The 23,910-nt window shown below is 70.9% G+C and carries 18 protein-coding genes; 11 read left to right on the top strand and 7 right to left on the bottom strand.

Annotation, left to right across the window (positions count from 1 at the left end; translation table 11 throughout):
* Nucleotides 1-4 precede the first annotated feature (4 nt).
* The 3 genes from C3488_RS13730 (at nt 5) to C3488_RS13720 (ending at nt 7,165) form a co-directional block, all read left to right on the top strand.
* A complete protein-coding gene (locus tag C3488_RS13730; RefSeq protein WP_103839678.1) occupies nt 5-736 on the top strand; it encodes a VIT1/CCC1 transporter family protein in 732 nt (243 codons plus the stop codon).
* 377 nt (nt 737-1,113) lie between these two features.
* Complete coding sequence (gene gltB / locus C3488_RS13725; RefSeq protein ID WP_103839677.1) at nt 1,114-5,709, top strand: glutamate synthase large subunit; 4,596 nt, start codon at nt 1,114-1,116, stop codon at nt 5,707-5,709.
* On the top strand, nt 5,702-7,165 hold the full coding sequence (locus tag C3488_RS13720; protein ID WP_103839676.1) for a glutamate synthase subunit beta: 1,464 nt from the start codon (nt 5,702-5,704) through the stop codon (nt 7,163-7,165). The genes gltB and C3488_RS13720 overlap by 8 nt, the downstream gene beginning before the upstream one ends.
* A 151-nt stretch (nt 7,166-7,316) precedes the next feature.
* Here the strand turns inward: C3488_RS13720 and C3488_RS13715 are convergent, their stop codons facing one another.
* From C3488_RS13715 to C3488_RS13705, 3 genes are all read right to left on the bottom strand, one after another.
* Nucleotides 7,317-8,024: a calcium-binding protein gene (locus C3488_RS13715; RefSeq protein ID WP_103839675.1), complete on the bottom strand. Its 708-nt coding sequence runs from the start codon at nt 8,022-8,024 to the stop codon at nt 7,317-7,319.
* Nucleotides 8,021-9,184: a non-hydrolyzing UDP-N-acetylglucosamine 2-epimerase gene (wecB, locus tag C3488_RS13710; RefSeq protein WP_103839674.1), complete on the bottom strand. Its 1,164-nt coding sequence runs from the start codon at nt 9,182-9,184 to the stop codon at nt 8,021-8,023. Before wecB ends, C3488_RS13715 begins: the two co-directional genes overlap by 4 nt.
* A 180-nt stretch (nt 9,185-9,364) precedes the next feature.
* Complete coding sequence (locus C3488_RS13705) at nt 9,365-10,564, bottom strand: glycosyltransferase family 2 protein (RefSeq protein ID WP_258053407.1); 1,200 nt, start codon at nt 10,562-10,564, stop codon at nt 9,365-9,367.
* A gap of 493 nt (nt 10,565-11,057) precedes the next feature.
* On the opposite strand from C3488_RS13705, the gene C3488_RS13700 reads away from it, so the two are divergent.
* The 3 genes from C3488_RS13700 (at nt 11,058) to C3488_RS13690 (ending at nt 14,793) form a co-directional block, all read left to right on the top strand.
* Nucleotides 11,058-12,920 (top strand): polysaccharide deacetylase family protein, encoded by a 1,863-nt coding sequence (locus C3488_RS13700; RefSeq protein ID WP_258053404.1) that lies wholly within the window; start codon nt 11,058-11,060, stop codon nt 12,918-12,920.
* A 35-nt stretch (nt 12,921-12,955) separates the two neighbouring features.
* Nucleotides 12,956-13,972 carry a hypothetical protein gene (locus C3488_RS13695; protein ID WP_258053403.1) on the top strand — a complete coding sequence of 339 codons (1,017 nt, stop codon included), beginning with the start codon at nt 12,956-12,958 and terminating at the stop codon, nt 13,970-13,972.
* 101 nt (nt 13,973-14,073) lie between these two features.
* On the top strand, nt 14,074-14,793 hold the full coding sequence (locus C3488_RS13690) for a VWA domain-containing protein (protein ID WP_103839671.1): 720 nt from the start codon (nt 14,074-14,076) through the stop codon (nt 14,791-14,793).
* A 6-nt stretch (nt 14,794-14,799) separates the two neighbouring features.
* On the opposite strand, the gene C3488_RS13685 is transcribed toward C3488_RS13690, so the two are convergent.
* Both C3488_RS13685 and C3488_RS13680 read right to left on the bottom strand, forming a co-directional pair.
* Complete coding sequence (locus C3488_RS13685) at nt 14,800-15,753, bottom strand: acyl-CoA dehydrogenase family protein (protein ID WP_103839670.1); 954 nt, start codon at nt 15,751-15,753, stop codon at nt 14,800-14,802.
* A 28-nt stretch (nt 15,754-15,781) separates the two neighbouring features.
* Nucleotides 15,782-16,918: an acyl-CoA dehydrogenase family protein gene (locus C3488_RS13680; protein WP_103839669.1), complete on the bottom strand. Its 1,137-nt coding sequence runs from the start codon at nt 16,916-16,918 to the stop codon at nt 15,782-15,784.
* Between the two features lie 68 nt (nt 16,919-16,986).
* Between C3488_RS13680 and C3488_RS13675 the strand changes: the two genes are divergently transcribed.
* The 4 genes from C3488_RS13675 to C3488_RS13660 all read left to right on the top strand — a co-directional run bounded on the left by C3488_RS13675 (nt 16,987) and on the right by C3488_RS13660 (nt 20,746).
* Nucleotides 16,987-17,769 carry an SDR family oxidoreductase gene (locus C3488_RS13675; RefSeq protein ID WP_103839668.1) on the top strand — a complete coding sequence of 261 codons (783 nt, stop codon included), beginning with the start codon at nt 16,987-16,989 and terminating at the stop codon, nt 17,767-17,769.
* A 41-nt stretch (nt 17,770-17,810) separates the two neighbouring features.
* Complete coding sequence (locus tag C3488_RS13670) at nt 17,811-18,455, top strand: TetR/AcrR family transcriptional regulator (RefSeq protein ID WP_181139005.1); 645 nt, start codon at nt 17,811-17,813, stop codon at nt 18,453-18,455.
* 41 nt (nt 18,456-18,496) lie between these two features.
* Nucleotides 18,497-19,654 carry an acetyl-CoA C-acetyltransferase gene (locus C3488_RS13665; RefSeq protein ID WP_103839666.1) on the top strand — a complete coding sequence of 386 codons (1,158 nt, stop codon included), beginning with the start codon at nt 18,497-18,499 and terminating at the stop codon, nt 19,652-19,654.
* 177 nt (nt 19,655-19,831) lie between these two features.
* Nucleotides 19,832-20,746 (top strand): SDR family oxidoreductase, encoded by a 915-nt coding sequence (locus tag C3488_RS13660; protein ID WP_103839665.1) that lies wholly within the window; start codon nt 19,832-19,834, stop codon nt 20,744-20,746.
* 165 nt (nt 20,747-20,911) lie between these two features.
* Here C3488_RS13660 and C3488_RS13655 read toward each other — a convergent pair whose 3' ends face one another.
* A complete protein-coding gene (locus C3488_RS13655) occupies nt 20,912-21,424 on the bottom strand; it encodes a MarR family winged helix-turn-helix transcriptional regulator (RefSeq protein ID WP_103839664.1) in 513 nt (170 codons plus the stop codon).
* Nucleotides 21,425-21,558: 134 nt separating this feature from the next.
* On the opposite strand from C3488_RS13655, the gene C3488_RS13650 reads away from it, so the two are divergent.
* Nucleotides 21,559-22,998, top strand: coding sequence for an MFS transporter (locus C3488_RS13650; RefSeq protein ID WP_103839663.1), 1,440 nt, complete (start codon nt 21,559-21,561; stop codon nt 22,996-22,998).
* Between the two features lie 57 nt (nt 22,999-23,055).
* Here C3488_RS13650 and C3488_RS13645 read toward each other — a convergent pair whose 3' ends face one another.
* Nucleotides 23,056-23,799: an ankyrin repeat domain-containing protein gene (locus C3488_RS13645; protein WP_103839662.1), complete on the bottom strand. Its 744-nt coding sequence runs from the start codon at nt 23,797-23,799 to the stop codon at nt 23,056-23,058.
* Between the last annotated feature and the right edge of the window lie 111 nt (nt 23,800-23,910).

The raw sequence follows: 23,910 nt of genomic DNA, 5'->3' as shown, positions 1-23,910 counted from the left end.
CCTCATGGCCATCATCGAGACCGAGGCGTCGCTGCACGAGGCGCACCGGGACAACCACACCCACCGGGATGTCAACGGTGGCTGGTTGCGCCCGGCCGTGTTCGGCGCGATGGACGGGCTGGTGTCCAACCTGGCGCTGATGACGGGTGTCGCCGGTGGATCCGTCAGCCAGCAGACGATCATCATCACGGGCCTCGCGGGTCTGGCCGCCGGGGCCTTCTCCATGGCCGCCGGCGAGTACACCTCCGTCGCCTCGCAGCGTGAGCTGGTCGAGGCGGAGCTCGACGTCGAGCGGCGGGAGCTGAGGAAGCACCCGGAGGACGAGGAGGAGGAGCTGGCGGCGCTGTACGAGGCGCGCGGAGTCGAGCCCGCGCTGGCCCGCGAGGTCGCCAAGCAGCTCTCCCGCGACCCCGAGCAAGCCCTGGAGATACACGCTCGCGAGGAGCTCGGCATCGACCCCGGCGACCTGCCCTCCCCGCTGGTGGCCGCCGTCTCCAGCTTCGGGTCCTTCGCGCTCGGCGCCCTGCTGCCCGTCCTGCCCTACCTGCTCGGTGCCCACGCCCTGTGGCCCGCCGTCCTTCTCGCCCTCCTCGGACTCTTCGCGTGCGGCGCCGTCGTGGCCAAGGTGACCGCGCGCAGCTGGTGGTACAGCGGCTTCAGGCAGCTCGCCCTCGGTGGTGCCGCGGCAGGTGTGACGTACGTCCTGGGCACTTTGTTCGGTACGGCCGTACGATAAGCGCAGGCTAGTTATGCGAGGGACCGCATAAATAGTTGTTACTCGACGGTTTCGCGTGCTTAACCAGCGGGCATGAGCCGTAAGCGCCGCGGGCAATGACGCCTGCTCCGCACCCCCCGCACTCCTCACGGTGGGCGATGTTGCCCTCCGTGCCCGGGTCGACGGACACTGATCTGTCCGCTTGTGCCCCCTCCACTCCATCGCCGTGCGTGGAACCCGCGCCCACGCCCCGGCGATGTCCGCATGTTGGAACGGCCTATCCCGGTTCCCGAGAACCGCTCCATCATGTAACCTGCACGAAATTTTGCACTTTTCGCAGAGGGCCAACGTCGTCCCTCGGCACCTGCACATGCCACATGACGACGACGGGAGAGCCGATGCGTACGCCGCGCCAGCCGTCCCAGCACTCCGCGAATGGCCAGAACTGGTCCTTCATGGATGCTCGCCCTGCTGCGCAGGGTATGTACGACCCCCGCAACGAGCACGACGCCTGTGGCGTCGGCTTCGTGGCCACCCTCACCGGCGAGGCGAGCCATGCGCTGGTCGAGCAGGCGCTCACGGTTCTGCGCAACCTGGAACACCGCGGTGCCACCGGCTCCGAGCCCGACTCGGGTGACGGCGCCGGCATCCTCTCCCAGGTCCCGGACGCCTTCTTCCGCGAGGTGGCCGGATTCGAACTGCCCGAGGCGGGCGCCTACGCCGTGGGTATCGCCTTCCTGCCCGAGGACGGCACCGCCGAGGCCGCCTCGGCGATCGAGGCGATCGCCGCCGAGGAGGACCTGACCGTCCTGGGCTGGCGCGAGGTCCCGGTCGCCCCCGAGCTGCTCGGTGCCACCGCCCGCTCCACGATGCCCGCCTTCCGTCAGCTGTTCGTCACCGACGGCGTGAGCAAGGGCATCGACCTCGACCGCAAGGCGTTCGTGCTGCGCAAGCGCGCCGAGCGCGAGGCCGGCGTGTACTTCCCGTCGCTGTCCGCGCGCACGATCGTGTACAAGGGCATGCTGACCACCGGCCAGCTCGAGCCCTTCTTCCCGGACCTGTCCGACCGCCGCTTCGCCACGGCCATCGCGCTCGTCCACTCGCGGTTCTCGACGAACACCTTCCCGAGCTGGCCGCTCGCCCACCCGTACCGCTTCGTCGCGCACAACGGCGAGATCAACACGGTCAAGGGCAACCGCAACTGGATGCGCGCCCGCGAGTCGCAGCTGGTCTCCGACCTGTTCGGTCCGCAGGAGAAGCTGGAGCGGATCTTCCCGATCTGCACCCCGGACGCGTCCGACTCCGCCTCCTTCGACGAGGTGCTCGAGCTGCTCCACCTCGGCGGCCGCTCCCTGCCGCACTCCGTGCTGATGATGATCCCGGAGGCGTGGGAGAACCACGAGTCCATGGACCCGGCCCGGCGCGCCTTCTACCAGTACCACTCCACGATGATGGAGCCCTGGGACGGTCCGGCCACCGTCACCTTCACCGACGGCGTCCAGGTCGGCGCCGTGCTCGACCGCAACGGTCTGCGTCCCGGCCGCTACTGGGTGACCGACGAGGGCCTCGTCGTCCTCGCCTCCGAGGTCGGCGTCCTCGACATCGACCCGGCCAGGGTCGTGCGCAAGGGCCGTCTGCAGCCCGGCCGCATGTTCCTCGTGGACACCGCCGAGCACCGCATCATCGAGGACGACGAGATCAAGGCGACCCTCGCCGCCGAGCAGCCGTACGCCGAGTGGCTGGAGGCCGGCGAGATCGAGCTGGGCGACCTGCCCGAGCGCGAGCACATCGTGCACACCCACGCCTCGGTCACCCGCCGCCAGCAGACCTTCGGCTACACCGAGGAGGAGCTGCGCGTCATCCTCGCGCCGATGGCCAAGACCGGCGCCGAGCCGATCGGCTCCATGGGCACCGACTCGCCGATCGCCGCGCTCTCCGAGCGTCCGCGCCTGCTCTTCGACTACTTCACCCAGCTCTTCGCGCAGGTCACCAACCCGCCGCTGGACGCGATCCGCGAGGAGCTGGTCACCTCGCTGCGCTCCTCGCTGGGCCCGCAGGGCAACCTGCTGGAGCCGACCGCGGCCTCCTGCCGCAGCGTCGTGCTGCCCTTCCCGGTGATCGACAACGACGAGCTGGCCAAGCTCATCCACATCAACGCCGACGGCGACATGCCCGGCTTCAAGGCCGCCACGCTCTCCGGCCTGTACCGGGTGCACGGCGGCGGTGACGCTCTCGCCGCGCGCCTGGAGGAGATCTGCGCCGAGGCCGACGCCGCCATCGAGAACGGCGCCCGTCTGATCGTCCTGTCCGACCGGCACTCGGACGCCGAGCACGCGCCGATCCCGTCGCTGCTGCTCACCGCGGCCGTCCACCACCACCTCATCCGCACCAAGCAGCGCACCCAGGTGGGCCTGCTGGTCGAGGCCGGTGACGTCCGCGAGGTGCACCACGTCGCCCTGCTCATCGGCTACGGCGCCGCCGCCGTCAACCCGTACCTGGCGATGGAGTCCGTCGAGGACCTCGTCCGCGCGGGGACGTTCCTGCCGGGTGCCGAGCCCGAGAAGGCCATCCGCAACCTGATCTACGCCCTCGGCAAGGGCGTCCTGAAGGTCATGTCCAAGATGGGCATCTCGACCGTCGCCTCCTACCGCGGCGCCCAGGTCTTCGAGGCCGTCGGCCTGGACGAGGCCTTCGTCGACAAGTACTTCAACGGCACGGCCACCAAGATCGGCGGCGTCGGCATCGACGTCATCGCGAAGGAGGTCGCCGCCCGTCACGCCAAGGCCTACCCGGCCTCCGGCATCGCTCCCGCGCACCGCGCGCTGGAGATCGGCGGCGAGTACCAGTGGCGCCGCGAGGGCGAGCCGCACCTGTTCGACCCGGAGACGGTCTTCCGCCTCCAGCACTCCACGCGCACCGGCCGCTTCGACATCTTCAAGAAGTACACGGCCCGCGTGAACGAGCAGTCCGAGCGCCTGATGACGCTGCGCGGCCTGTTCGGCTTCACGTCGGACCGGAAGCCGATCCCGATCGAGGAGGTCGAGCCGGTCTCGTCGATCGTCAAGCGGTTCTCCACGGGTGCCATGTCGTACGGCTCCATCTCCCAGGAGGCGCACGAGACCCTCGCCATCGCCATGAACCAGCTGGGCGGCAAGTCCAACACCGGTGAGGGCGGCGAGGACCCGGAGCGCCTGTACGACCCGGCGCGGCGCTCGGCGATCAAGCAGGTGGCCTCCGGCCGCTTCGGCGTGACCTCCGAGTACCTGGTCAACTCCGACGACATCCAGATCAAGATGGCCCAGGGCGCCAAGCCCGGCGAGGGCGGCCAGCTGCCCGGCCACAAGGTGTACCCGTGGGTGGCCAAGACCCGGCACTCGACGCCGGGCGTGGGGCTCATCTCCCCGCCGCCGCACCACGACATCTACTCCATCGAGGACCTGGCGCAACTGATCCACGACCTGAAGAACGCCAACCCGCAGGCCCGCATCCACGTGAAGCTGGTCTCCGAGGTCGGCGTCGGCACGGTCGCGGCCGGTGTGTCCAAGGCGCACGCGGACGTCGTCCTCATCTCCGGCCACGACGGCGGCACGGGCGCCTCCCCGCTGACGTCGCTGAAGCACGCCGGCGGTCCCTGGGAGCTCGGCCTCGCCGAGACCCAGCAGACCCTGCTGCTCAACGGCCTGCGCGACCGCATCGTCGTGCAGACCGACGGCCAGCTGAAGACCGGCCGTGACGTGGTCATCGCCGCGCTGCTCGGCGCCGAGGAGTTCGGTTTCGCGACCGCTCCGCTCGTCGTCTCCGGCTGCGTCATGATGCGCGTCTGCCACCTGGACACCTGCCCGGTCGGCATCGCCACGCAGAACCCGGTGCTGCGCGAGCGGTTCTCCGGCAAGGCCGAGTTCGTCGTGAACTTCTTCCAGTTCATCGCCGAGGAGGTCCGCGAGCTGCTGGCCGAGCTGGGCTTCCGCTCCATCGAGGAGGCCGTCGGCCACGCCGAGGTCCTGGACGTCACCCGCGCGGTCGACCACTGGAAGGCGCAGGGCCTGGACCTGGAGCCGCTGTTCCACGTGCCCGAGCTGCCCGAGGGCGCGGTGCGCCACCAGGTGATCGCGCAGGACCACGGCCTGGAGAAGGCGCTCGACAACGAGCTGATCAAGCTCGCCGCCGACGCCCTGAACGCGGACTCCCAGGCCGACGCCCAGCCGGTGCGCGCCCAGGTCGCGATCCGCAACATCAACCGCACGGTCGGCACCATGCTCGGCCACGAGGTGACGAAGAAGTTCGGCGGCGCGGGCCTGCCCGACGACACGATCGACATCACCTTCACCGGCTCGGCGGGCCAGTCCTTCGGCGCCTTCGTGCCGCGCGGTGTCACCCTGCGCCTGGAGGGCGACGCCAACGACTACGTCGGCAAGGGCCTCTCCGGCGGCCGGATCGTCGTCCGCCCGGACCGCGCGGCCGACCACCTCGCCGAGTTCAGCGTCATCGCGGGCAACACCCTCGCCTACGGCGCGACCAGCGGCGAGATGTTCCTGCGGGGCAAGGTCGGCGAGCGGTTCTGCGTCCGCAACTCCGGTGCGCTGGTCGTCTCGGAGGGCGTGGGCGACCACGGCTGCGAGTACATGACCGGCGGCCACGCGGTGGTCCTCGGCGAGACGGGCCGCAACTTCGCGGCCGGTATGTCGGGTGGTGTCGCCTACGTCATCGACCTGGACCGCGACAACGTCAACGCCGGCAACCTGGGCGCCGTCGAGGCCCTGGACGACGCCGACAAGCAGTGGCTGCACGACGTGGTGCGCCGCCACCAGGAGGAGACCGGCTCCACCGTGGCCGAGAAGCTCCTCGCCGAGTGGGACACGGCCGTGACCCGCTTCAGCAAGATCATCCCCAGCACGTACAAGGCAGTGCTCGCCGCCAAGGACGCCGCCGAGCGAGCCGGTCTGACCGAGACCGAGACCCACGAGAAGATGATGGAGGCGGCGACCAATGGCTGATCCCAAGGGCTTCCTGAACCACGGCCGCGAGGTCGCCAAGTCCCGCCCCGTCGAGGAGCGCGTCAGGGACTGGAACGAGGTCTACGTCCCCGGCTCCCTGCTGCCGATCATCAGCAAGCAGGCCAGCCGGTGCATGGACTGCGGCATCCCGTTCTGCCACAACGGCTGTCCGCTCGGAAACCTGATCCCCGAGTGGAACGACTACGCCTACCGCGAGGACTGGACGGCCGCCTCCGAGCGGCTGCACGCCACGAACAACTTCCCGGAGTTCACGGGCCGTCTGTGCCCCGCTCCGTGCGAGTCGGCGTGCGTGCTCGGCATCAACCAGCCGCCGGTCACCATCAAGAACGTCGAGGTCTCGATCATCGACAAGGCGTGGGACAGCGGTGACGTCAAGCCGCAGGCCCCCGAGCGCCTGTCGGGCAAGACCGTCGCGGTCATCGGGTCCGGCCCCGCCGGTCTCGCCGCCGCCCAGCAGCTGACCCGGGCGGGCCATACGGTGGCCGTGTACGAGCGCGCGGACCGCATCGGCGGTCTGCTCCGCTACGGCATCCCCGAGTTCAAGATGGAGAAGCGGCACATCAACCGCCGTATCGAGCAGATGCGCGCGGAGGGCACCCGCTTCCGTACGGGGATCGAGATCGGCCGCGACCTGAAGGCGTCGGACCTGCGCAAGCGGTACGACGCGGTCGTGATCGCCGCGGGCGCCACCACCGCCCGCGACCTCCCCGTCCCCGGCCGTGAGCTCAAGGGCATCTACCAGGCGATGGAGTACCTGCCGCTGGCCAACAAGGTCCAGGAGGGCGACTACGTCACCGCCCCGATCTCGGCCGAGGGCAAGCACGTCGTCGTCATCGGCGGCGGTGACACCGGCGCCGACTGCGTGGGCACCGCCCACCGCCAGGGCGCGGCCTCCGTCACGCAGCTGGAGATCATGCCCCGCCCGAACGACGAGCGGCACCCCACGAACCAGCCGTGGCCGACCTTCCCGATCCTCTACAAGGTCACCTCGGCCCACGAGGAGGGCGGCGAGCGGATCTACTCCGCCTCGACGACCCACTTCGAGGGCGACGAGGACGGCAACGTCCAGTGGCTGCACCTGGCCGAGGTCGAGTTCGTCGACGGCAAGCTGACGCAGAAGCCGGGCACCGAACGGAAGATCCCCGCCCAGCTGGTCACCCTCGCCATGGGCTTCACCGGCACCGACCAGCAGAACGGCCTGGTCGAGCAGCTCGGCCTGGAGCTCGACGAGCGCGGCAACATCGCCCGCGACGCCGACTTCCAGACCAACGTGCCCGGTGTGTTCGTCGCCGGTGACGCGGGCCGCGGCCAGTCGCTGATCGTCTGGGCGATCGCCGAGGGCCGCTCGGCCGCCCGCGGCGTCGACCGCTACCTCACCGGCGCCAGCGACCTGCCGGCCCCGATCCGGCCGACGGACCGCGCACTGACGGTCTGACGGCTCCCACATTGACCTGACGGTCACTCACATACGTCCCGTACAACGGCGTACGGGCGGGTTGTCCGGGGGGATCTCCCCCCGGACCCTGCGAGACGGCGCCTGCCCACCCAGTCCCCGACCGGACCGCGAGGGCAGGCGCCGACGCACGTCATCGGCCCGAACTCGCCTCGAGTCCCTCGAACCTGACCGTCGCGTCCTCCGTGTAGGCGCCCACCCTGCCCCGCAGATACGGCCGTTCCTCGTCGGTGAAGGTCACCAGGGGCTTGCCGCCGACCGCGACGGTGAGGACCGGGCCGCGCTGCTCCACCCGCACGTCGTACCAGTCGCCGACCGGGTAGGTCGTGCGTCCCGTGGCCAGGAAGCGCTGGCCGCCCGGGTAGGCGGGGTCCCGCTTGCCCAGCTCCCAGCCGTTGGGCTTGAGGGTGATGTAGTAGAAGTGCCCGGGGTCCGTGTACGCCCATACCAGCCACGGCACCTCCCACGGATTGGGCTTCACGGCGCGCAACTGCCGCACCGCCCGCATCCGAGCCTCATAGCGTACGTCCGTGTAGGAGGCCGTGCTCACGACCAGCCCCGCGTGCGTGGTGCCGGGGTCCTCGGCGGCTTTGGGGGACAACGACAGGGAGTGGTCGTCGCCCACGTTGGTGCCGTGGCCGTTGAAGACCGACAGCCAGCGGCCGTGCGTGGAGCCGTCGACCCAGGGCCTGGGCGGCGGTGTGCCGTCGCCGCCGCACCGGCTCAGCGTGAGGGCGGCGACCGCGGTCAGCGCGAGCGCCAGTGACAGGGTGACGACACGACCCCTGCGCCCCGCCGGAAGGGGAACCCGACGACGGGGACGCAGGAGTGAGGGAGTCATGCTGCCGAGTATGGCCCGGTCGTGGCGGTGCCGACCGGCACTTCGGCGGCGAAGTCCTCGGCCAATTGGGTGAGAACACGGGTCGCGGCCTGCCCGTCGCCGAACGGGTTGCCCGCGCCCGCCATCCGCCGGTACTCCGCCGGATCGTCGAGCAGCCGTTCGGCGCAGCTGACGATGGTGTCGGGGTCCGTGCCGATCAGGCGGGCCGCGCCCACCTCGACCGCCTCGGGGCGTTCGGTGGTCGTCCGCAGCACGAGCGCCGGCTTGCTCAGGCTCGGCGCCTCCTCCTGGATGCCCCCGGAATCGGTGAGGACGAGGTCGCACTCGGCGAGCGTGGCCGCGAAGTCCAGGTAGTCGAGCGGCTCGACGAGCGAAATGCCCTCGTGACCGCCGAGTTCGGGCAGCAGCACATCTCGTACCGCCGGGCTCATGTGCAGCGGCAGCACGATCTCCACGTCCCCGCGTCCGGCCAGCCGGCGCAGCGCCCGGCCCATGCCCCGCATCCGTTCGCCCTGGTTCTCCCGGCGGTGCAGGGTCACCAGGATCCGCTTGTCGCCGGTGCGGAACGCGGAGGTGCCGGTTCCCTCGGCCAGCACCCACAGCAGGTTGTCGATCACCGTGTTGCCGGTGGTGAAGACCTGCTCGGCGGGGACGCCCTCGTCGGTCAGATGCCGGGCCGCGGCCGCGGTGGGGGCGAAGTGCCAGCGGGCCATGCGCCCGATCAGGGAGCGGTTGAGCTCCTCCGGGAAGGGGTTGTCGATGACGCCGGTGCGCAGTCCGGCCTCGATGTGGGCGACGGGGATCTTCTCGTAGAAGGCGGCCAGGGCGCCGGCCAGCGCGGTCGTGGTGTCCCCCTGCACCACGACCAGGTCCGGCCGCTGGCCCCGCATGACCTCGCCGAGTTCCCGGACCAGACGGGCGGTCAGGTCCGACAGCTGCTGGCGGCTGCGCATCACGTCGAGCGCGATGCGTACGTCGACGCCCAGCAGGCCGAGCATCTGGTGGAGCATCTCGCGGTGCTGGCCCGTGGTGACGACGATCGGCTCGAACTGTGTACCGGAGGCCATCGCGCGTGCCAACGGCGCCAGTTTGATCGCTTCCGGCCGGGTCCCGAGCACCAGCATGGCGCGTACGGGCATGGCTGACGGGTGTGTGGACATGGAGCCCCCCTTGGGCATGCGCGGACGCAGAGCCGCGCAAAGGTGTGCAAATTGCCAGGTGATGAGAGAAGAGATGAGAGATGCGAGTCAGAGAGGAGAGATGAGCGGGCGCGAGATGAGAGACGCGAGATGAGAGATGCGGACTGGCGCCGATGTACTCACCTCAAACGCGCACGTTCCTCAGGTGCGCGCCGTCTTCAGCCAGGTCTGCTTTCCGGTGAGCATCCGCCAGAAGCCCCACCAACCGGCGGCGAACCAGATGTATCCGTAGAGGACGAAGACGTGGGCGAGCAGGACCGAGCGCACCAGGCCGAGGTCCCGCTCACGTTTGGCGTACACGAAGCCGTAGGCGTAGGCGGCCGTGAACGAGAGCAGATACGGGCCGAGCAGCCACATGGGCGACACCAGCGAGTGTCCCGCCTGGACGGAGGCCACGGTGGTGGCGCCCAGGGCGACGAGGAAGGACAGCGGCAGCAGCGAGGTCAGCAGGATCAGCACCGGGCTGGAGAGGTGGTACAGCAGGTCGAGCGCCGCCCGGGTCGGTACGTCCCGCAGGATGAGCGGGACGAGGCCACCCGACTGCAGATGACCCTGGAACCAGCGGGATCGCTGGCGGACCAGCCGCGGAAGGCTGAGCACGGCCTGCTGGGAGACCGCCGCCGTCGTGCAGTGCTGGTTGGTCCAGCCCTTGGCGATCAGCCGCACCCCGAGGTCGAGGTCCTCGGTGAGGCTGTCGCTCCACGGGCCGTCGCCGCCCAGGGTGTCGAGCGCCGAGAGCCGCATGAACTGCCCGTTGCCCCCCATGCCCACGCTGCCGATGAAGCGGCGCGCGCTCTGGAACACGTCGCCGTAGACGACGAACTCCATGTCCTGCATACGGGCCAGCAGTCCCTGGCGCCGGTTGTACATACGGACGCAGACCTGAACCGCGCCCGTCCGGGGATCGTCGAAGTAGGGGTCCACGGACTGCACGATGTGGGAGTCGAGGCGGCCGTCCGCGTCGACCACACAGAGGATCACGTCGTCAGCGTCGCGACCGTCGAGGAGACCGGACTCCTTCAGATGACGCACCCCGTCGTTCAGGGCGGCACCCTTGCCCCGGCGTGCGTTCGGCAGGGTGCGCCGGTGCAGCGTCACCCGGGAGGGGTCCGCGGCCAGCGCGATGTCGCCGGTGCGGTCGTCCGAGCCGTCGTCTATCACCAGTGCCATGAAATTACGGGCGGGCAGCGCGGTAATGCGGGCCAGACTTTCGGAAAGGACTTTTTCCTCGTTCAGGCATGCCAGCAGAAATACGTAGAAGCGTTCTCTTCGTTCGACTCGAGAGCGCCTGATTCTGCGGCGCGAGAGAAGAAACAGACCCGTGTTGTAACAGCCGGCCATCGCGATCAGGATGATGCTCGACCAGAGGAGCAGCTCAATGATCATGGCTGCCTCCGGGGTGGAGCTGAGCCTTGTGTGCGCGCCGGCGCAGCCGTACCCGGGCGAGCAGTATCAGACAGGCAGTCAGGCAGTAGAGCAGAAAGCCGGCCCCGGCCGTCGCCTGTAGCGCTTTGGCCAAAGGTAGGCCGGGTATTGCTTCCGGTGCCGCCATCGCCCCTGCCAGGGGCAGGAGTGCCCCCAGAGCGGGTCTTCCGTACATGGTCCCCCCATGTTTCAGTGCGCGTCCCCATCGCGCGAAGGTGAACGTAGCAGACGCCGAGGTCCTGTCAGAAGAGCATTTGAAAAAAGGACATGTCCGATCCGATGATGGGGCCGCATGGCCCTGGTGAATTCCCCCTTCGGCCCATTGACACCCTTCGCGTCGTCCCGAAAGAATCGGATGCTTCTCATCAGCAAAGCTTTTGCCAACGATTGGCAAAGTGGGGGGTAGATCGTGAATCCACTGATCCGTCGTCAGAGACGGCGATATCCAAGATTCTCTCTCGTCCTGCTGCTGGTCGCAGCCCTGCTCAGCGGCACTTTCCTGGCCGCGGGCGCCCAGGCCGCCGGGGGTCACCGGCACGCCGGTGAGGCGGGCGGCGTCAGGTCCGGGCTCAGCCGCGTGGATCTGAAGAGTTGGGCGAAGGCCCAGCTCGCGGCCGACAGGGCGCGCCACGACCGGTCGCACAAGAAGACCACCAGGACCAAACTTGCGAGCGCGGCCTCCTTCTCGCGCACGACCACGTCGTCCGTGGTCCGCCCGGCGAAACGCGTGTCCTCCGCCGGTGTCGCCGCCGCCGCTGATCCGACCGCTCTGGTGCTCTACGACACCGCCGGCCCCTATGGCGGGCTGGGCGAGCTGTACGCGATGGCCGCGGCCAATCTCGCGGGCCACTTCGGCGCCGTGACGGCCAAACCGGTCCAGCAGTACACCGCCGGAATGGCCGACTCGTACTCCGCCGTGATCTACATCGGCTCGACCTACTACGGCGGCGACATCCCGGACGCGATCCCGGCCGCCTTCTACCAGGACGCGGCGACCACCACCAAGCCCGTGATCTGGGTGGGCGCCAACATCTGGGGCATGGCGAACGCGGTGGGCACCGCTCAGTTCGACCAGAAGTACGGATGGGACCCGACGACGTCGTACTACGAGGACGGCGGTTCGGTCGGGACGGTGACGCAGGTGACGTACAAGGGCCAGACGCTCACCCGGAAGATCCCGGCCGGGCAGGACGGCGGAGTCCTGCGCCCCAACGTGCTGACGGGCACGGGGTATCCGGCGGTCACCCGGCTCGCCGAGGGCCTGGACACCTCCAACGGCGACACGTTCGGCTGGGCGATCCGGTCGTCCAATCTCACCTACATCGGCGAGATCCCCTTCGCCTACGTCTCCGAGAGCGACCGCGTGATCGTCTTCGAGGACCTGCTCTTCGACGCCCTCGCGCCGGCCACCGCCGAGCGGCACCGCGCGATCGTCCGCCTGGAGGACATCAGCCCCGACGCGGACCCCGCCCAACTGCGGGCCATGGCCGACTACCTCTACTCACAGCACATCCCCTACGGCATCAACGTCATCCCCGTCTACAAGGACCCGAACGGCACCTACAACAACGGTGTCCCGCAGACGATCACGCTCGCGCAGCGGCCGCAGGTGGTCGGTGCCCTGAAGTACATGCTGAGCCGGGGCGCGGTCCTCATGGACCACGGCTACACCCACCAGTACGGCAACGTGGCCAACCCCTACAACGGCGTCACCGGTGACGACTTCGAGTTCTACCGGGCGCACGTGGACGCGGCGAACAACGTCGTCTACGACGGCCCGGTCGCCGAGGACTCCGCCCTCTGGGCCCAGGCCCGGGTCACCGCCGCGCTGGCCGAGTTCACCAAGGCGGGCCTGCCGAAGCCTGCGCTGTGGACCACTCCGCACTACGCCGCCTCGGCCAAGGACTACAAGGTCTTCAACGCGACCTACTCGGCCCGGCTGGAGCGTTCGCTGTACTTCGCCGGAACGCTGAGCGGAGCCCCGTCCGACCCGAACACCTTCATCGGGCAGTTCTTCCCCTACGTGGTGAAGGACGTGTACGGCACCAAGGTGCTGCCCGAGAACATCGGCAACTACGAACCGGTCGCGTACAACAACCACCCGCCGCGGCTGCCGGCCGACCTCATCGCCTCGGCCAGGGCGAACCTCGCCGTGCGGGACGGGTTCGCGAGCTTCTTCTATCACCCCTACTATCCGCTCCAGCCGCTTCAGGACACGATCAACGGCATCAAGGCACTGGGCTACACCTTCGTCAGCCCGGCGTCCCTGTGAGGGCACCCGCCGCGGGCAGGGGGACCGTCGCCGTCGTGGCGGCGGTCCTCCTCGCTGTGAGCGGCTGCTCGTCGGCGGGCGGCGGACCGGCCAAGAACTCCCCGCACCCCGGCCACACGGCCGCGACGGAGACGATGCGCGGCTTCGCCCTGCCCTCGTGGTCCCGCACCGACTACGACAGCCCGGGCGTGGACCGGTATCTGCGCGACATCCGGGCCACCGGCGCCCGCTGGGTCACCTTCACCCCGACCTGGTACCAGGACCGCGTCACAGACTCCACCCCGCACAGCACGGAGGAGACCGCGAGCGACGCGAGCCTGCGGCGGATCGTGGAGCGCGCGCACGCGGCCGGCCTCAAGGTCATGATCAAGCCGCATGTGGACCTGCCCGGCGACGCCGACCGGGCCGGGATCCGCCCCCGAGACCGGGCCGCCTGGTTCGCCGCGTACCGCGTCCTCATCACCCACTACGCCGACATCGCCTCCGACACCGGCGCCGAGCAGTTCTCCGTGGGTACCGAACTCGCCGGCGTGTCCGGCGACACCGCGGCCTGGACACAGGTGGTCCGGGCCGTCCGCGCCCACTACGACGGACCGCTGACCTACGCCGCCAACTACGACGAGTACGAGCACATCCACTTCTGGAAGGAACTCGACCTCATCGGCATCGACGCCTACTGGCCCCTGTCCGCGGAGCCCACCGACGACGCCGCCCGGCTGCGCCGCGCCTGGGAGCCGATCAGGGCGAAGCTCGCCGCGTACGCGCAGGGGCAGAACCGGCGGATCCTGTTCACCGAGGCGGGGTACGTCAGTCAACGCGGTGCGACCACAGCGCCGTACTCCTGGACCGTCAGCCGCACCGCCGGGGACGCCGAACAGGCCGCCGCCTACCGCGCGTTGCTGGACTCCTTCGAGGGACTGCCCTGGTGGGCCGGGGTGTGCTGGTGGATGTGGGACGACTGGCCGGACAGTGGGGAGACCCCCGCGCGGCTGGCGTACTCCCCGCACGGAAAACCGGCCGAGCGGGTACTGCGCGAGAAGTGGGGCGGCTGACACCCCTCAGGGGCCTCGACGCCCCAAGTGCACGCCGGAGGGAGGCGGGTGGTGCCGTGGCGTAGCCTCGGCACCCCGTCCCCGCGCCCGAAGGGAGCCCCATGGCCGCGATCAGCCTCACCAAGGTGGAGCAGACCGCCCCCGCGCTGGTCGGCCTGTACAAGACCGCCGGGGTCTCGCTGCGCAAGCACGGCCTCGACGGGCAGCGGGCCGCCGTCTACCTCGTGGTCGACCACTCCGGGTCCATGCGGCCCTACTACAAGGACGGCAGCGTGCAGGCGCTCGCCGAACGTGTGCTGGGGCTCTCCGCGCACCTCGACGACGACGGAAGCGTGCCCGTCGTCTTCTTCTCCACCGATGTCGACGCCGTCTCCGACATCTCCCTGGCCGACCACCGCGGCCGCATCGACCGGATCGTCTCCGGGCTCGGGCACATGGGCAGAACCGGCTACCACGTGGCGATGGACACCGTCATCGACCACTACCTCGACAGCGGCTCCCGGGACCCGGCCCTCGTCGTCTTCCAGACCGACGGCGGGCCCAGCGACAAAGTCGCCGCGGAACGCTATCTGTGCAGGGCGGCCAAGCTGCCCGTGTTCTGGCAGTTCATAGGGTTCGGAGACCCGGACGGCAAGCAGTTCGACTTCCTGCGCAGACTCGACGAGCTGGCGGTGCCCGGGAAGCGGGTCGTCGACAACGCCGGGTTCTTCCACGCCGGCACGGACCCCCGGACCGTGCCCGACGCCGAGCTGTACGACCGTCTGGTGGGCGAGTTCCCGCAGTGGCTCGCGGCGGCGCGGGCGCGCGGCATCGTCGCCTGAGCGTTCTCATGCGCCGCGGTCGACACCGCTGAGGACGGTGGCCCGGCACTGCGCGGGGCCACCCCACGCCGTGCGCAGCGCACGCGCCTTGGTCAGCCACAGGGACAGGTCGTACTCGGCGGTGTAGCCGATGGCCCCGTGCAGTTGGAGCGCGGTCCGGGCGGTCGCGTACGCCGCCTCGCAAGCGGCGACCTTGGCGGCGGCCACGTCCGCCGGCGTCATGGACAGGGCCGCTCCGAAAAGCAGCGGCCGCGCGAACTCCAGGGCGATCTTCGCGTCTGTCAGCCGGTGTTTGACGGCCTGGAAGGAGCCTGTGGGGACACCGAACTGGACGCGTCGCCCGACATGGGTGACGGTCCTGTCCAGGAGGGCCAGCCCCACGCCGAGGGCCTGGGCGGCGGTGGCGAGGCGGGCCCAGAGGACGGCGTCCGGGGGGATGACGGGGCAGAGCAGTTCCCCTCCGGGGAGCGGGGTGGCGAGGCGCCGGGCAGGGTCCAGGGACGGGCGTATGTCCCGGGCGCCCGGTGCCCGCCATACCTGGCCGTCCCTGAGAGCGAGGACGAGGTCCGCGGTGTCCGCGTCCAGGGCGTAGGGTGCGCCCACCGTGGCCAGCGCCTTGCCCGACGCCAGCGGGGGCAGCAGCCGCCCGGCGGGCTCGGGCTGCCCTGACAGCAGGGCCGCCGCGAGCACCGTCTCCACCAGCGGGCCCGGTACCGCGTGGCGCCCCAACTCCACGAAGGCCACGACCAGTTCCACGGGAAGCGGTCCCACCCCTTCGTACGCCTCCGGGACCGCCAGCGCGAAGACGCCCGTCTCCGCGATCCGGGACCACAGCGCCCGGCCCGCCGTGGCGTCGCCGGCACCCCAGGACCGTACGACCGACGGGGTGTCGGCAGCGGTCAGCAGCGCGTCCAACGAGCCTGCGAACGCGCGCTGTTCGTCGGTGAGCAGGAAACGCATCAGTCATGGCCTTTCGGGAGCGGGCGCATCATCGGCGGCCCCTCGGCAGGCCGAGCAGGCGTTCGGCGATGATGTCGCGCTGGATCTCGTTCGTGCCGGCGTAGAGGGGCCCCGCGAGGGAGAAGACGTACCCTTCCGCCCAGCCGGTGTCCGCCAGCTCGCCCTCCTCGCCCAGCAGGTCGAGAGCCGTCTCGTGCAGCGCGATGTCGTACTCCGACCAGAAGACCTTGTTCATGCTGGACTCGGGACCCAGCGGCTCGCCCTGAAGGAAGCGGGACGCGCCCGCGTAGGTGAAGAGCTGGTAGGCGCGGGCGCCGATCACCGCGTCGGCCACCCGGTCCCGGGCCCGCACCGGGCGTCCGCGCTCCCGCCACAGCTCCACCAGCCGGTCGGCGGCGGCCAGGTAGCGGCCGGGGGAGCGCAGGGTGAGCCCGCGTTCGTTGCCGGCCGTCGACATCGCGATCCGCCAGCCCTCGCCCGGCTCGCCGATCACGTCCTCGTCGGGCACGAACACCTCGTCCAGGAACAGCTCGGCGAACGCCGGCTTCCCGTCGAGGCGGTCGATCGGCCGGACCCTCACCCCGGGCGCGCGCAGGTCGAACATCAGGTAGATCAGCCCCCGGTGCTTCGGTGCCTCCGGTTCACTGCGGAACAACCCGAACGCCCGATCCGCGAAGGCCACCCGCGACGACCACGTCTTCTGCCCGCTCAAGCGCCAGCCGCCGTCCGTGCGCACGGCCCTGGACCGCAGGGAGGCCAGGTCCGAACCGGCCTCCGGCTCCGACCACGCCTGCGCCCAGACCACCTCCCCGCGCGCCATCGGCGGCAGCACCCGGGCCCGCTGCCCCTCGGTGCCGTGGTCGAACAGGGTGGGCGCCAGCAGATGGATCCCGTTCTGGCTCACCCGGCCCGGGGCGCCCGCCGCGTAGTACTCCTCCTCGAAGATCAGCCACCGCACCAGCCCCGCGTCCCGTCCGCCGTACGCGGCCGGCCAGGACACCGCCGACCAGCGGTCCGCGGCCAGTTCCGCCTCCCACGTCCGGTGCGCCGCGAAGCCCTCCTCCGTCTCCAGCGAGGGCAGCGGGGTCACGGGCACGTGCGCCGCTAGCCAGGCCCGAGCCTCGTTCCGGAAGGCCTCGTCCGCGGGGGAGTGGGTCAGATCCACGCGCGCCGTCCTTCCGCCGCTCTTCGCCAATCTTCCCTAACAAGTGTTTGGTAGGTTAGCGTGGACCCATGACAGGCGTCGAGAGCCCGGCGTATGTGCCCGGCCACGGACTGCTGCGGGGGCGGACCGCCGTGATCACCGCGGCGGCCGGTGCGGGGATCGGCGGCACGACCGCGCGTCGGTTCCTCGAGGAGGGCGCGCGCGTCCTGATCAGTGACGCGCACGTGCGCCGCCTCAAGCAGTACGAGGCGGAGCTGGCCGGGGAGTTCGAGGGCTCGGTGACCGCGCTGTCGTGCGACGTCACCGACGACACCCAGGTCCGGGCCCTGTTCGACGCCGCCGTCCGCACCCACGGCCGACTCGACATCGTGGTCAACAACGCCGGCCTCGGTGGCACCGCCGGGCTCGTCGACATGACCGACGAGCAGTGGTCGCGCGTGCTGGACGTGACACTGAACGGCACCCTCCGGTGCCTGCGGGCGGCCCTGCGCGCCATGAAGGAGACGGGCGGGGTGATCGTCAACAACGCCTCGGTGCTCGGCTGGCGCGCCCAGGCCGGACAGGCGCACTACGCCGCCGCGAAGGCGGGCGTGATGGCCCTGACCCGGTGCGCGGCCATGGAGGCGGCCCCGTACGGCGTGCGGGTCAACGCGGTCGCTCCGAGCCTCGCCCTGCATCCGCACCTGGTGAAGGTCACGACTCCCGAACTGCTTCAGGAGCTGACCGCGAGCGAGGCGTTCGGGCGGCACGCCGAGCCGTGGGAGGTGGCCAACGTGATCGTCTTCCTGGCGTCCGGCTACTCCTCCTACATGACCGGCGAGGTCGTCGCCGTCAGCAGCCGGCACCCCTAGGCCCGGCGATGGACCCGTGCCCCCGGGATCACAATGGATCCGTGCCGACCAAGCCGACCAACAACAAGCCCCAGGTGACGGCCGCGCCCGCTCGCCGCCGGGAGCTCCTCGACACCGCCGCCGAGGTCTTCGCCGAGCAGGGCTACAACGCCACCACCGTCCGAACGATCGCCGACCACGCCGGAATGCTGGCGGGCAGCCTCTACTACCACTTCGACTCCAAGGAGTCGATGCTGGAGGAGATCCTGCGTACCTTCCTGGACGAGCTGTGGGACGGCTACGACACCGTCCTGGACGCCGGGCTCGGCCCGCGGGAGACGCTTCAGGCACTGGTCACCGAGTCCTTCCGGGAGATCGACCGACACCGCGCGGCCGTCGCGATCTACCAGAAGGAGTCCAAACAGCTGGCGGCGCAGGAACGGTTCGCGTTCCTCGCCGAGTCGCAACGCAAGTTCGAGAAGGCGTGGCTGTCCACGCTGGAACGGGGCGTCGCCGACCGGGTCTTCCGGGCCGACCTCGACGTCCGGCTCGCCTACCGGTTCGTGCGCGACACCGTGTGGGTCGCCGCGTCCTGGTACCGGCCCGGTGGACAGCACAGCCCGGAGGAGATCGCCCGCCAGTACCTGTCGATGGTGCTCGACGGGATCGCCGTACGCGAACAGCAGCAGGAGCACATCAGCACGTGAGCACCGTATGTGAACCGTCGTCCTGCGCGAGGGAGTCCACCATGGCCGAGGCCTACATCGTCGAAGCGGTCCGTACGCCCGTCGGGCGGCGCCGGGGCGGGCTCAGCGGGGTCCATCCGGCCGACCTGGGCGCACATGTACTCAAAGCCCTCATGGAGCGCTCGGGCGTGGACCCGGCCGCAGTGGAGGACGTCGTCCTCGGCTGCCTGGACACCGTCGGCCCGCAGGCCGGGGACATCGCCCGCACCTGCTGGCTGGCCGCCGGGCTGCCGCAGGAGGTGCCCGGCGTGACCGTCGACCGTCAGTGCGGCTCCTCCCAGCAGGCCGTGCACTTCGCGGCGCAGGCCGTCATGTCCGGTACCCAGGACCTGGTGGTCGCGGGCGGCGTGCAGAACATGTCGCAGATCCCGATCGCCTTCGCCTCCCGGCAGGCCGCCGAACCACTCGGGCTGACCGAGGGGCCGTTCGCGGGGAGCGAGGGCTGGCGGGCCCGCTACGGCGACCAACCCGTCAACCAGTTCGTCGGCGCCGAGATGATCGCAGCCAAGTGGGGCATCACCCGGCGCGACCAGGAGGAGTACGCCCTCCGCTCGCACCGGCGTGCGGTGCGCGCAATCGACGAGGGCCGCTTCGAGAAGGAGACCGTCGCCTACGGGGCCGTCACGGTCGACGAAGGCCCGCGCCGGGACACCTCCCTGGAGAAGATGGCCGAGCTGAAGCCGGTCCTGGAGGGCGGTACCGTCACCGCCGCCTGCTCCTCACAGGTCTCCGACGGTGCCGCGGCCCTGCTGCTGGCCTCGGAACGGGCCGTGCGGGAACACCGGCTGACCCCGCGCGCCCGGGTCCACCACCTCTCGGTGCGCGGCGAGGACCCGATCCGCATGCTGACGGCTCCGATCCCGGCGACCGCGCACGCCCTGAAGAAGACCGGGCTGACGATCGACGACATCGACCTCGTCGAGATCAACGAGGCGTTCGCCCCGGTCGTCCTCGCCTGGCTGAAGGAGACCGGCGCCGACCCGGAGAAGGTCAACGTCAACGGCGGCGCCATCGCGCTCGGCCACCCCCTGGGTGCCACCGGGGCCAAGCTGATGACCACCCTCCTGAACGAACTCGAGCGCACCGGCGGCCGTCTGGGCCTGCAGACGATGTGCGAGGGCGGCGGACAGGCCAACGTCACGATCATCGAACGGCTCTGAACCCTTCCAGGGACCCGAGCACCTCCTCCTCGCCTCGGACGCCGCCGCGTACATCACCGGCGCGAGCCTCCTCGTCCACGGGGGAGGGGAGCGCCCCGCGTTCCTCGACGCGGCGACCGTCGGCAAGGGCGGCAAGGGCGGCAAGGCCGCTCCGGAGACAGGAAGAGGAGGCATGCCGTGACCGGTGTCTCCGACGGCCGCGTAGTGATCGTCACCGGCGCGGGCCGCGGTCTCGGACGCGCCCACGCCCTCGCGTTCGCCACCGAGGGGGCGAGGGTGGTCGTCAACGACCTCGGAGTCGGCCTCGACGGCACTCCCGGCGCCGAGAGTCCGGCCGGGCGGGTCGTCGAGGAGATCCGCGCGGCCGGTGGCGAAGCGGTCGCGCACGGCGGTGACATCGCGACGAGCGCAGGGGCCGCGTCCCTGGTGGCGGCCGCCCTGGACGCGTACGGGCGGCTGGACACCCTCGTCAACAACGCCGGTTTCCTGCGCGACCGGATGCTGGTCAATCTCGACGAGGACGAATGGGACGCGGTCGTGCGCGTCCACCTCAAGGGCCACTTCCTGCCGCTGAGACACGCGGCGGCGCACTGGCGTGCCGAGGCGAAGGCGGGGCGCACCCCCTGCGCCCGGGTCGTCAACACCAGCAGCGGCGCCGGGCTGCTGGGCTCGGTCGGGCAGGGGAACTACAGCGCGGCCAAAGCCGCAATCGTCGCCCTGACGCTGGTCGCGGCGGCGGAACTCGGACGCTACGGGGTGCAGGTCAACGCCATCGCGCCCGCCGCGCGTACCCGGATGACCGAGCGGACGTTCGCCGGGGCGATGGCGGCACCCGCCACCGGCTTCGACGCGATGGCCCCGGAGAACGTCTCGCCCCTGGTGGTCTGGCTGGGATCCGCCGAGAGCGCCGGCGTGACCGGCCGGGTGTTCGAGACGGAAGGCGGCCGGATCAGCGTCATGGAGGGCTGGCGGCGGGGCCCGACGGTGGACAAGGGCGCGCGGTGGACCCCGGCCGAGGCGGGGCAGACGGCGCTGGAACTCCTGACGGAGGCCGAGGCACCGGGGGCCGTGTACGGGGACGGAGCCGACTGAGGCCGGGAGCCAAGGGCCGAGGCCGGCGGAGGCCCGAAGCCGGCGGCCGGAAGCCGGGCCGGGTCGGCGGCCGAGTGCCAGGGGCCCGGGAGTCGGGAGCCAGGGGCAGCAGCCGGGTGGCCCGGGGCCGGGAGCCCCCGGCGAGGGTCCGTGCGTCCGTGCGTCCTATTCGGACAGGCGGGCCACGAACTTGCTCTGCCGCTCGGACATCACTTCCAGGAACCGGACCACGGTCTCCAGTTCCTGCTCGCTGAACTCCTCGCACGCCTCGACGATGTCCCGTGCCCACTCCTCGAAGAACACGGCGAGTTCGCCGAGCTTTCGCTGGTCCAGCTCCACGAGCACACGCCGCTTGTCCGTCGGGTGCTTGACCCTGCGCACGAACCCCTTGGACTGCAGGCGGTCGACGAGCCCCGTGACGGACGCGGGGGCAAGGCCGGTCAGCTCGGCGAGGTCCTTCGCGGTAAGCGGACCGCGCCGCTCGAGGAAGTCCAGGGTCTTCTCCTCCGTGGCGTTCAGGCCCTGCTTCGCGGCGATCGCCGAATGGAACATCACCGTGACCGCGCTGTGCTGCCGCCCCACGGCCATGAGCTGCTCCAGCACCCTGGCCCGCCGCTCGTCGTCCACCACGACCGCTGCCGCGCCGTGGGTCGTGCCGTCCGTCTCACCGCTGTTCATGGCCCCAGGCTAGCAAATATTTCGTTCGGGCGAACTAAGGACTTGCGCCCATCGCTCTGTCGATGCAAGTCTTTCGTTAGGTCGAACGAAATAAATCCGGGCCGTGCCAACGGCCGTCGTCGTCGGGAGTCACCATGACCTCAACCCTCGCCGCCACCTCAGAGCCGGTGGCGGAGCCGCATCCGCGCCGCTGGGCCGCTGCCGCCGTGATGATGGTGGCGGCCCTGATGGACCTGCTCGACGGGACGATCGTCAACGTCGCCATCCCGTCCATCGGCCGTGATCTGCATGCCGCGCAGAACGCCCTGCAGTGGCTGGTCTCCGCCTACCTGCTGGGCTTTGCGGCCACGCTGATCATCTCCGGGCACCTCGGTGACCGGTTCGGCCGCCGTCGCCTCTTCCTCCTCGGAACCGCCGGCTTCGGGCTGGCCGGCCTGGGGTGCGGAATCGCCCAGTCACCGGGTCAGCTGATCGCGGCCCGGGCCGTGCAGGGCGTCATGGCCGCGGTGCTGCTGCCGCAGGTGCTCGGCTCGTTCCGGACGCTGTTCCAGGGCCGGGAACGGGGCGCCGCCTTCGGGATGTACGGGGCCGTCGCCGGGTTCGCCTCCGCGATCGGACTGCTGCTGGGCGGGCTGCTCACGGACGCCGATCTGTTCGGCTGGGGCTGGCGGTCGGTGTTCCTGGTGAACGTCCCCGTCGCCGTCGCCACCTTCGCGGCCGGGCTGGTGCTCGTGCCCTCGACGAAGGAGAGGTCGGCCGGGCGGCCGGACGTCTTCGGCAGCCTGATCCTGGCCGCGGGCCTGGTGGCGATCGTGCTGCCGCTTGTCCAGGGACGCGTCAACGGCTGGCCGCTGTGGGGCTGGGCCTGCCTCGCGGCCGGCGTCGCCGCGGTCGTCGGACTCGGCGTCCTTCAGGCCGGGCGGCGCGGTGCGGACACGGTGCCGCTGCTGCCGGTGCGGGCGTTCCGGCTGCCGGCGTTCTCCGTCGGATTCCTCGTCCAGCTCCTCTTCTCCGTGGGCATGCAGGGCTTCTTCCTGATCTTCGCGATCTGGCTGCAGGGCGGCGAGGGCTACACCCCGATGCAGGCGGGTGTGGTGACGGTGGCGTTCTCGGTCGGCGGCTTCCTGACCGCGCCGATGGCGGACGGGCTGGCGGTGCGCTTCGGGCGGCTGGTGCTCGCGGCGGGCGCGGTGCTCATGGCCGGCGGGTTCGGGTCGGTGTGGGCGGCGGCGCACGGGGCACCCGCCACGCACACCGGGGCCTGGCCGCTGGTGCCGGGCCTGGTGCTCGCGGGCGCCGGTCTGGGCCTGCTGGTCGTACCCCTCGTCAACGTCGTGCTGTCCGCCGTCCCCGGCGATCTCGCGGGCGCCGCGTCCGGCATCTTCTCCACCGCTCAGCAGTTCGGCGGGGCGCTCGGGGCGGCCGTGATCGGCACCGTGTTCTTCGAGCACATCTCACACGGTCCGACGCGGGCGCTGACCGGAGCGATGCCGTGGGTGACGGGCGTGTTCGTGCTGTGCGCGGCGCTGTGCACGGCCCTGCCCCGGCGGGCGGTGGCCGCGCACGAGGAGTGAACGGCGCAGGAGCTCTGGGGGCGCGGGCCACGAGGCCCGCGTCCCCGCTTGCGCGCCTCACCCGGTGAGGGCGCCGGGCCCCGCCTGCAACAGGTCCACGATCAGGCGGTGGCCCGTCTGCCGGTCGTTCCCCGCCACCGGCCTGCCATCGCGCACCAGGGCGACCTCGACGGTCACCGTGCCCGGCTCCTGCTCCCAGCGGCGCGTGACGTACTCGTTCCCCGGGCCGTATGCCGCCTCAAGGCCCGCCCGGAGCTCGGCCGCGACGTCCAGTGCGAGCCAGCGCCGCGCCTCGGCGAGCGCTTCCCGCCGTGCCCGGGCGCCATGGTCCAGCAGGGCCCGCACGCAGGCGGGGGAGCCGCGGCGGGCGGCGGCCACCAGCGGAGGTTCCCCGGCGGGGCCGGGCAGGTCCGGGTCGGCGCCGGCCGCGAGCAGCTGCCGGACGACCTCCGCATGGCCCCGCTGCACCGCCCAGGTCAGTGCCCGGAACCCGTACCCCTCCTCCAGATCCGGATCCGCGCCGGCCGCCAGCAAAGTCCGTACGACCTCCGTGTGGCCCCCGCAGGCGGCGCCGCACAGGGGAGCGTCGGCGCCCGCGCTGAGACGGTCGGGATCGGCGCCGGCCGCCAGCAGCAGCCGTGCGACGCCCGGCGCGTCGCTCACCGCCGCCAGATACAGGGCGCTCTGGCCCTCCTCGTCCGTCGACTCGGGGCTCGTTCCCGTGCGCAGCAGCCGAAGGACCGCGTCCTCGTCCCCTGCGTACACCGCCGCGAACAGCCCCGGCGGCTCGTGCGTGTTCATGACTCGACCCTCGCTCCGAGAGGGCCGCGGGCGCAAAGACATATGAGGTGTTCTGTGCCACCTCCGCGCCGCCTCCGAGTCGCCTCACCGGGCGCACCGGGAGACGGCCGC

Source organism: Streptomyces sp. Ru72 (genome assembly GCF_002920635.1).
In the GTDB taxonomy this organism is placed as follows: domain Bacteria; phylum Actinomycetota; class Actinomycetes; order Streptomycetales; family Streptomycetaceae; genus Streptomyces.
This window is presented reverse-complemented; position numbering and strand designations above follow the sequence as displayed.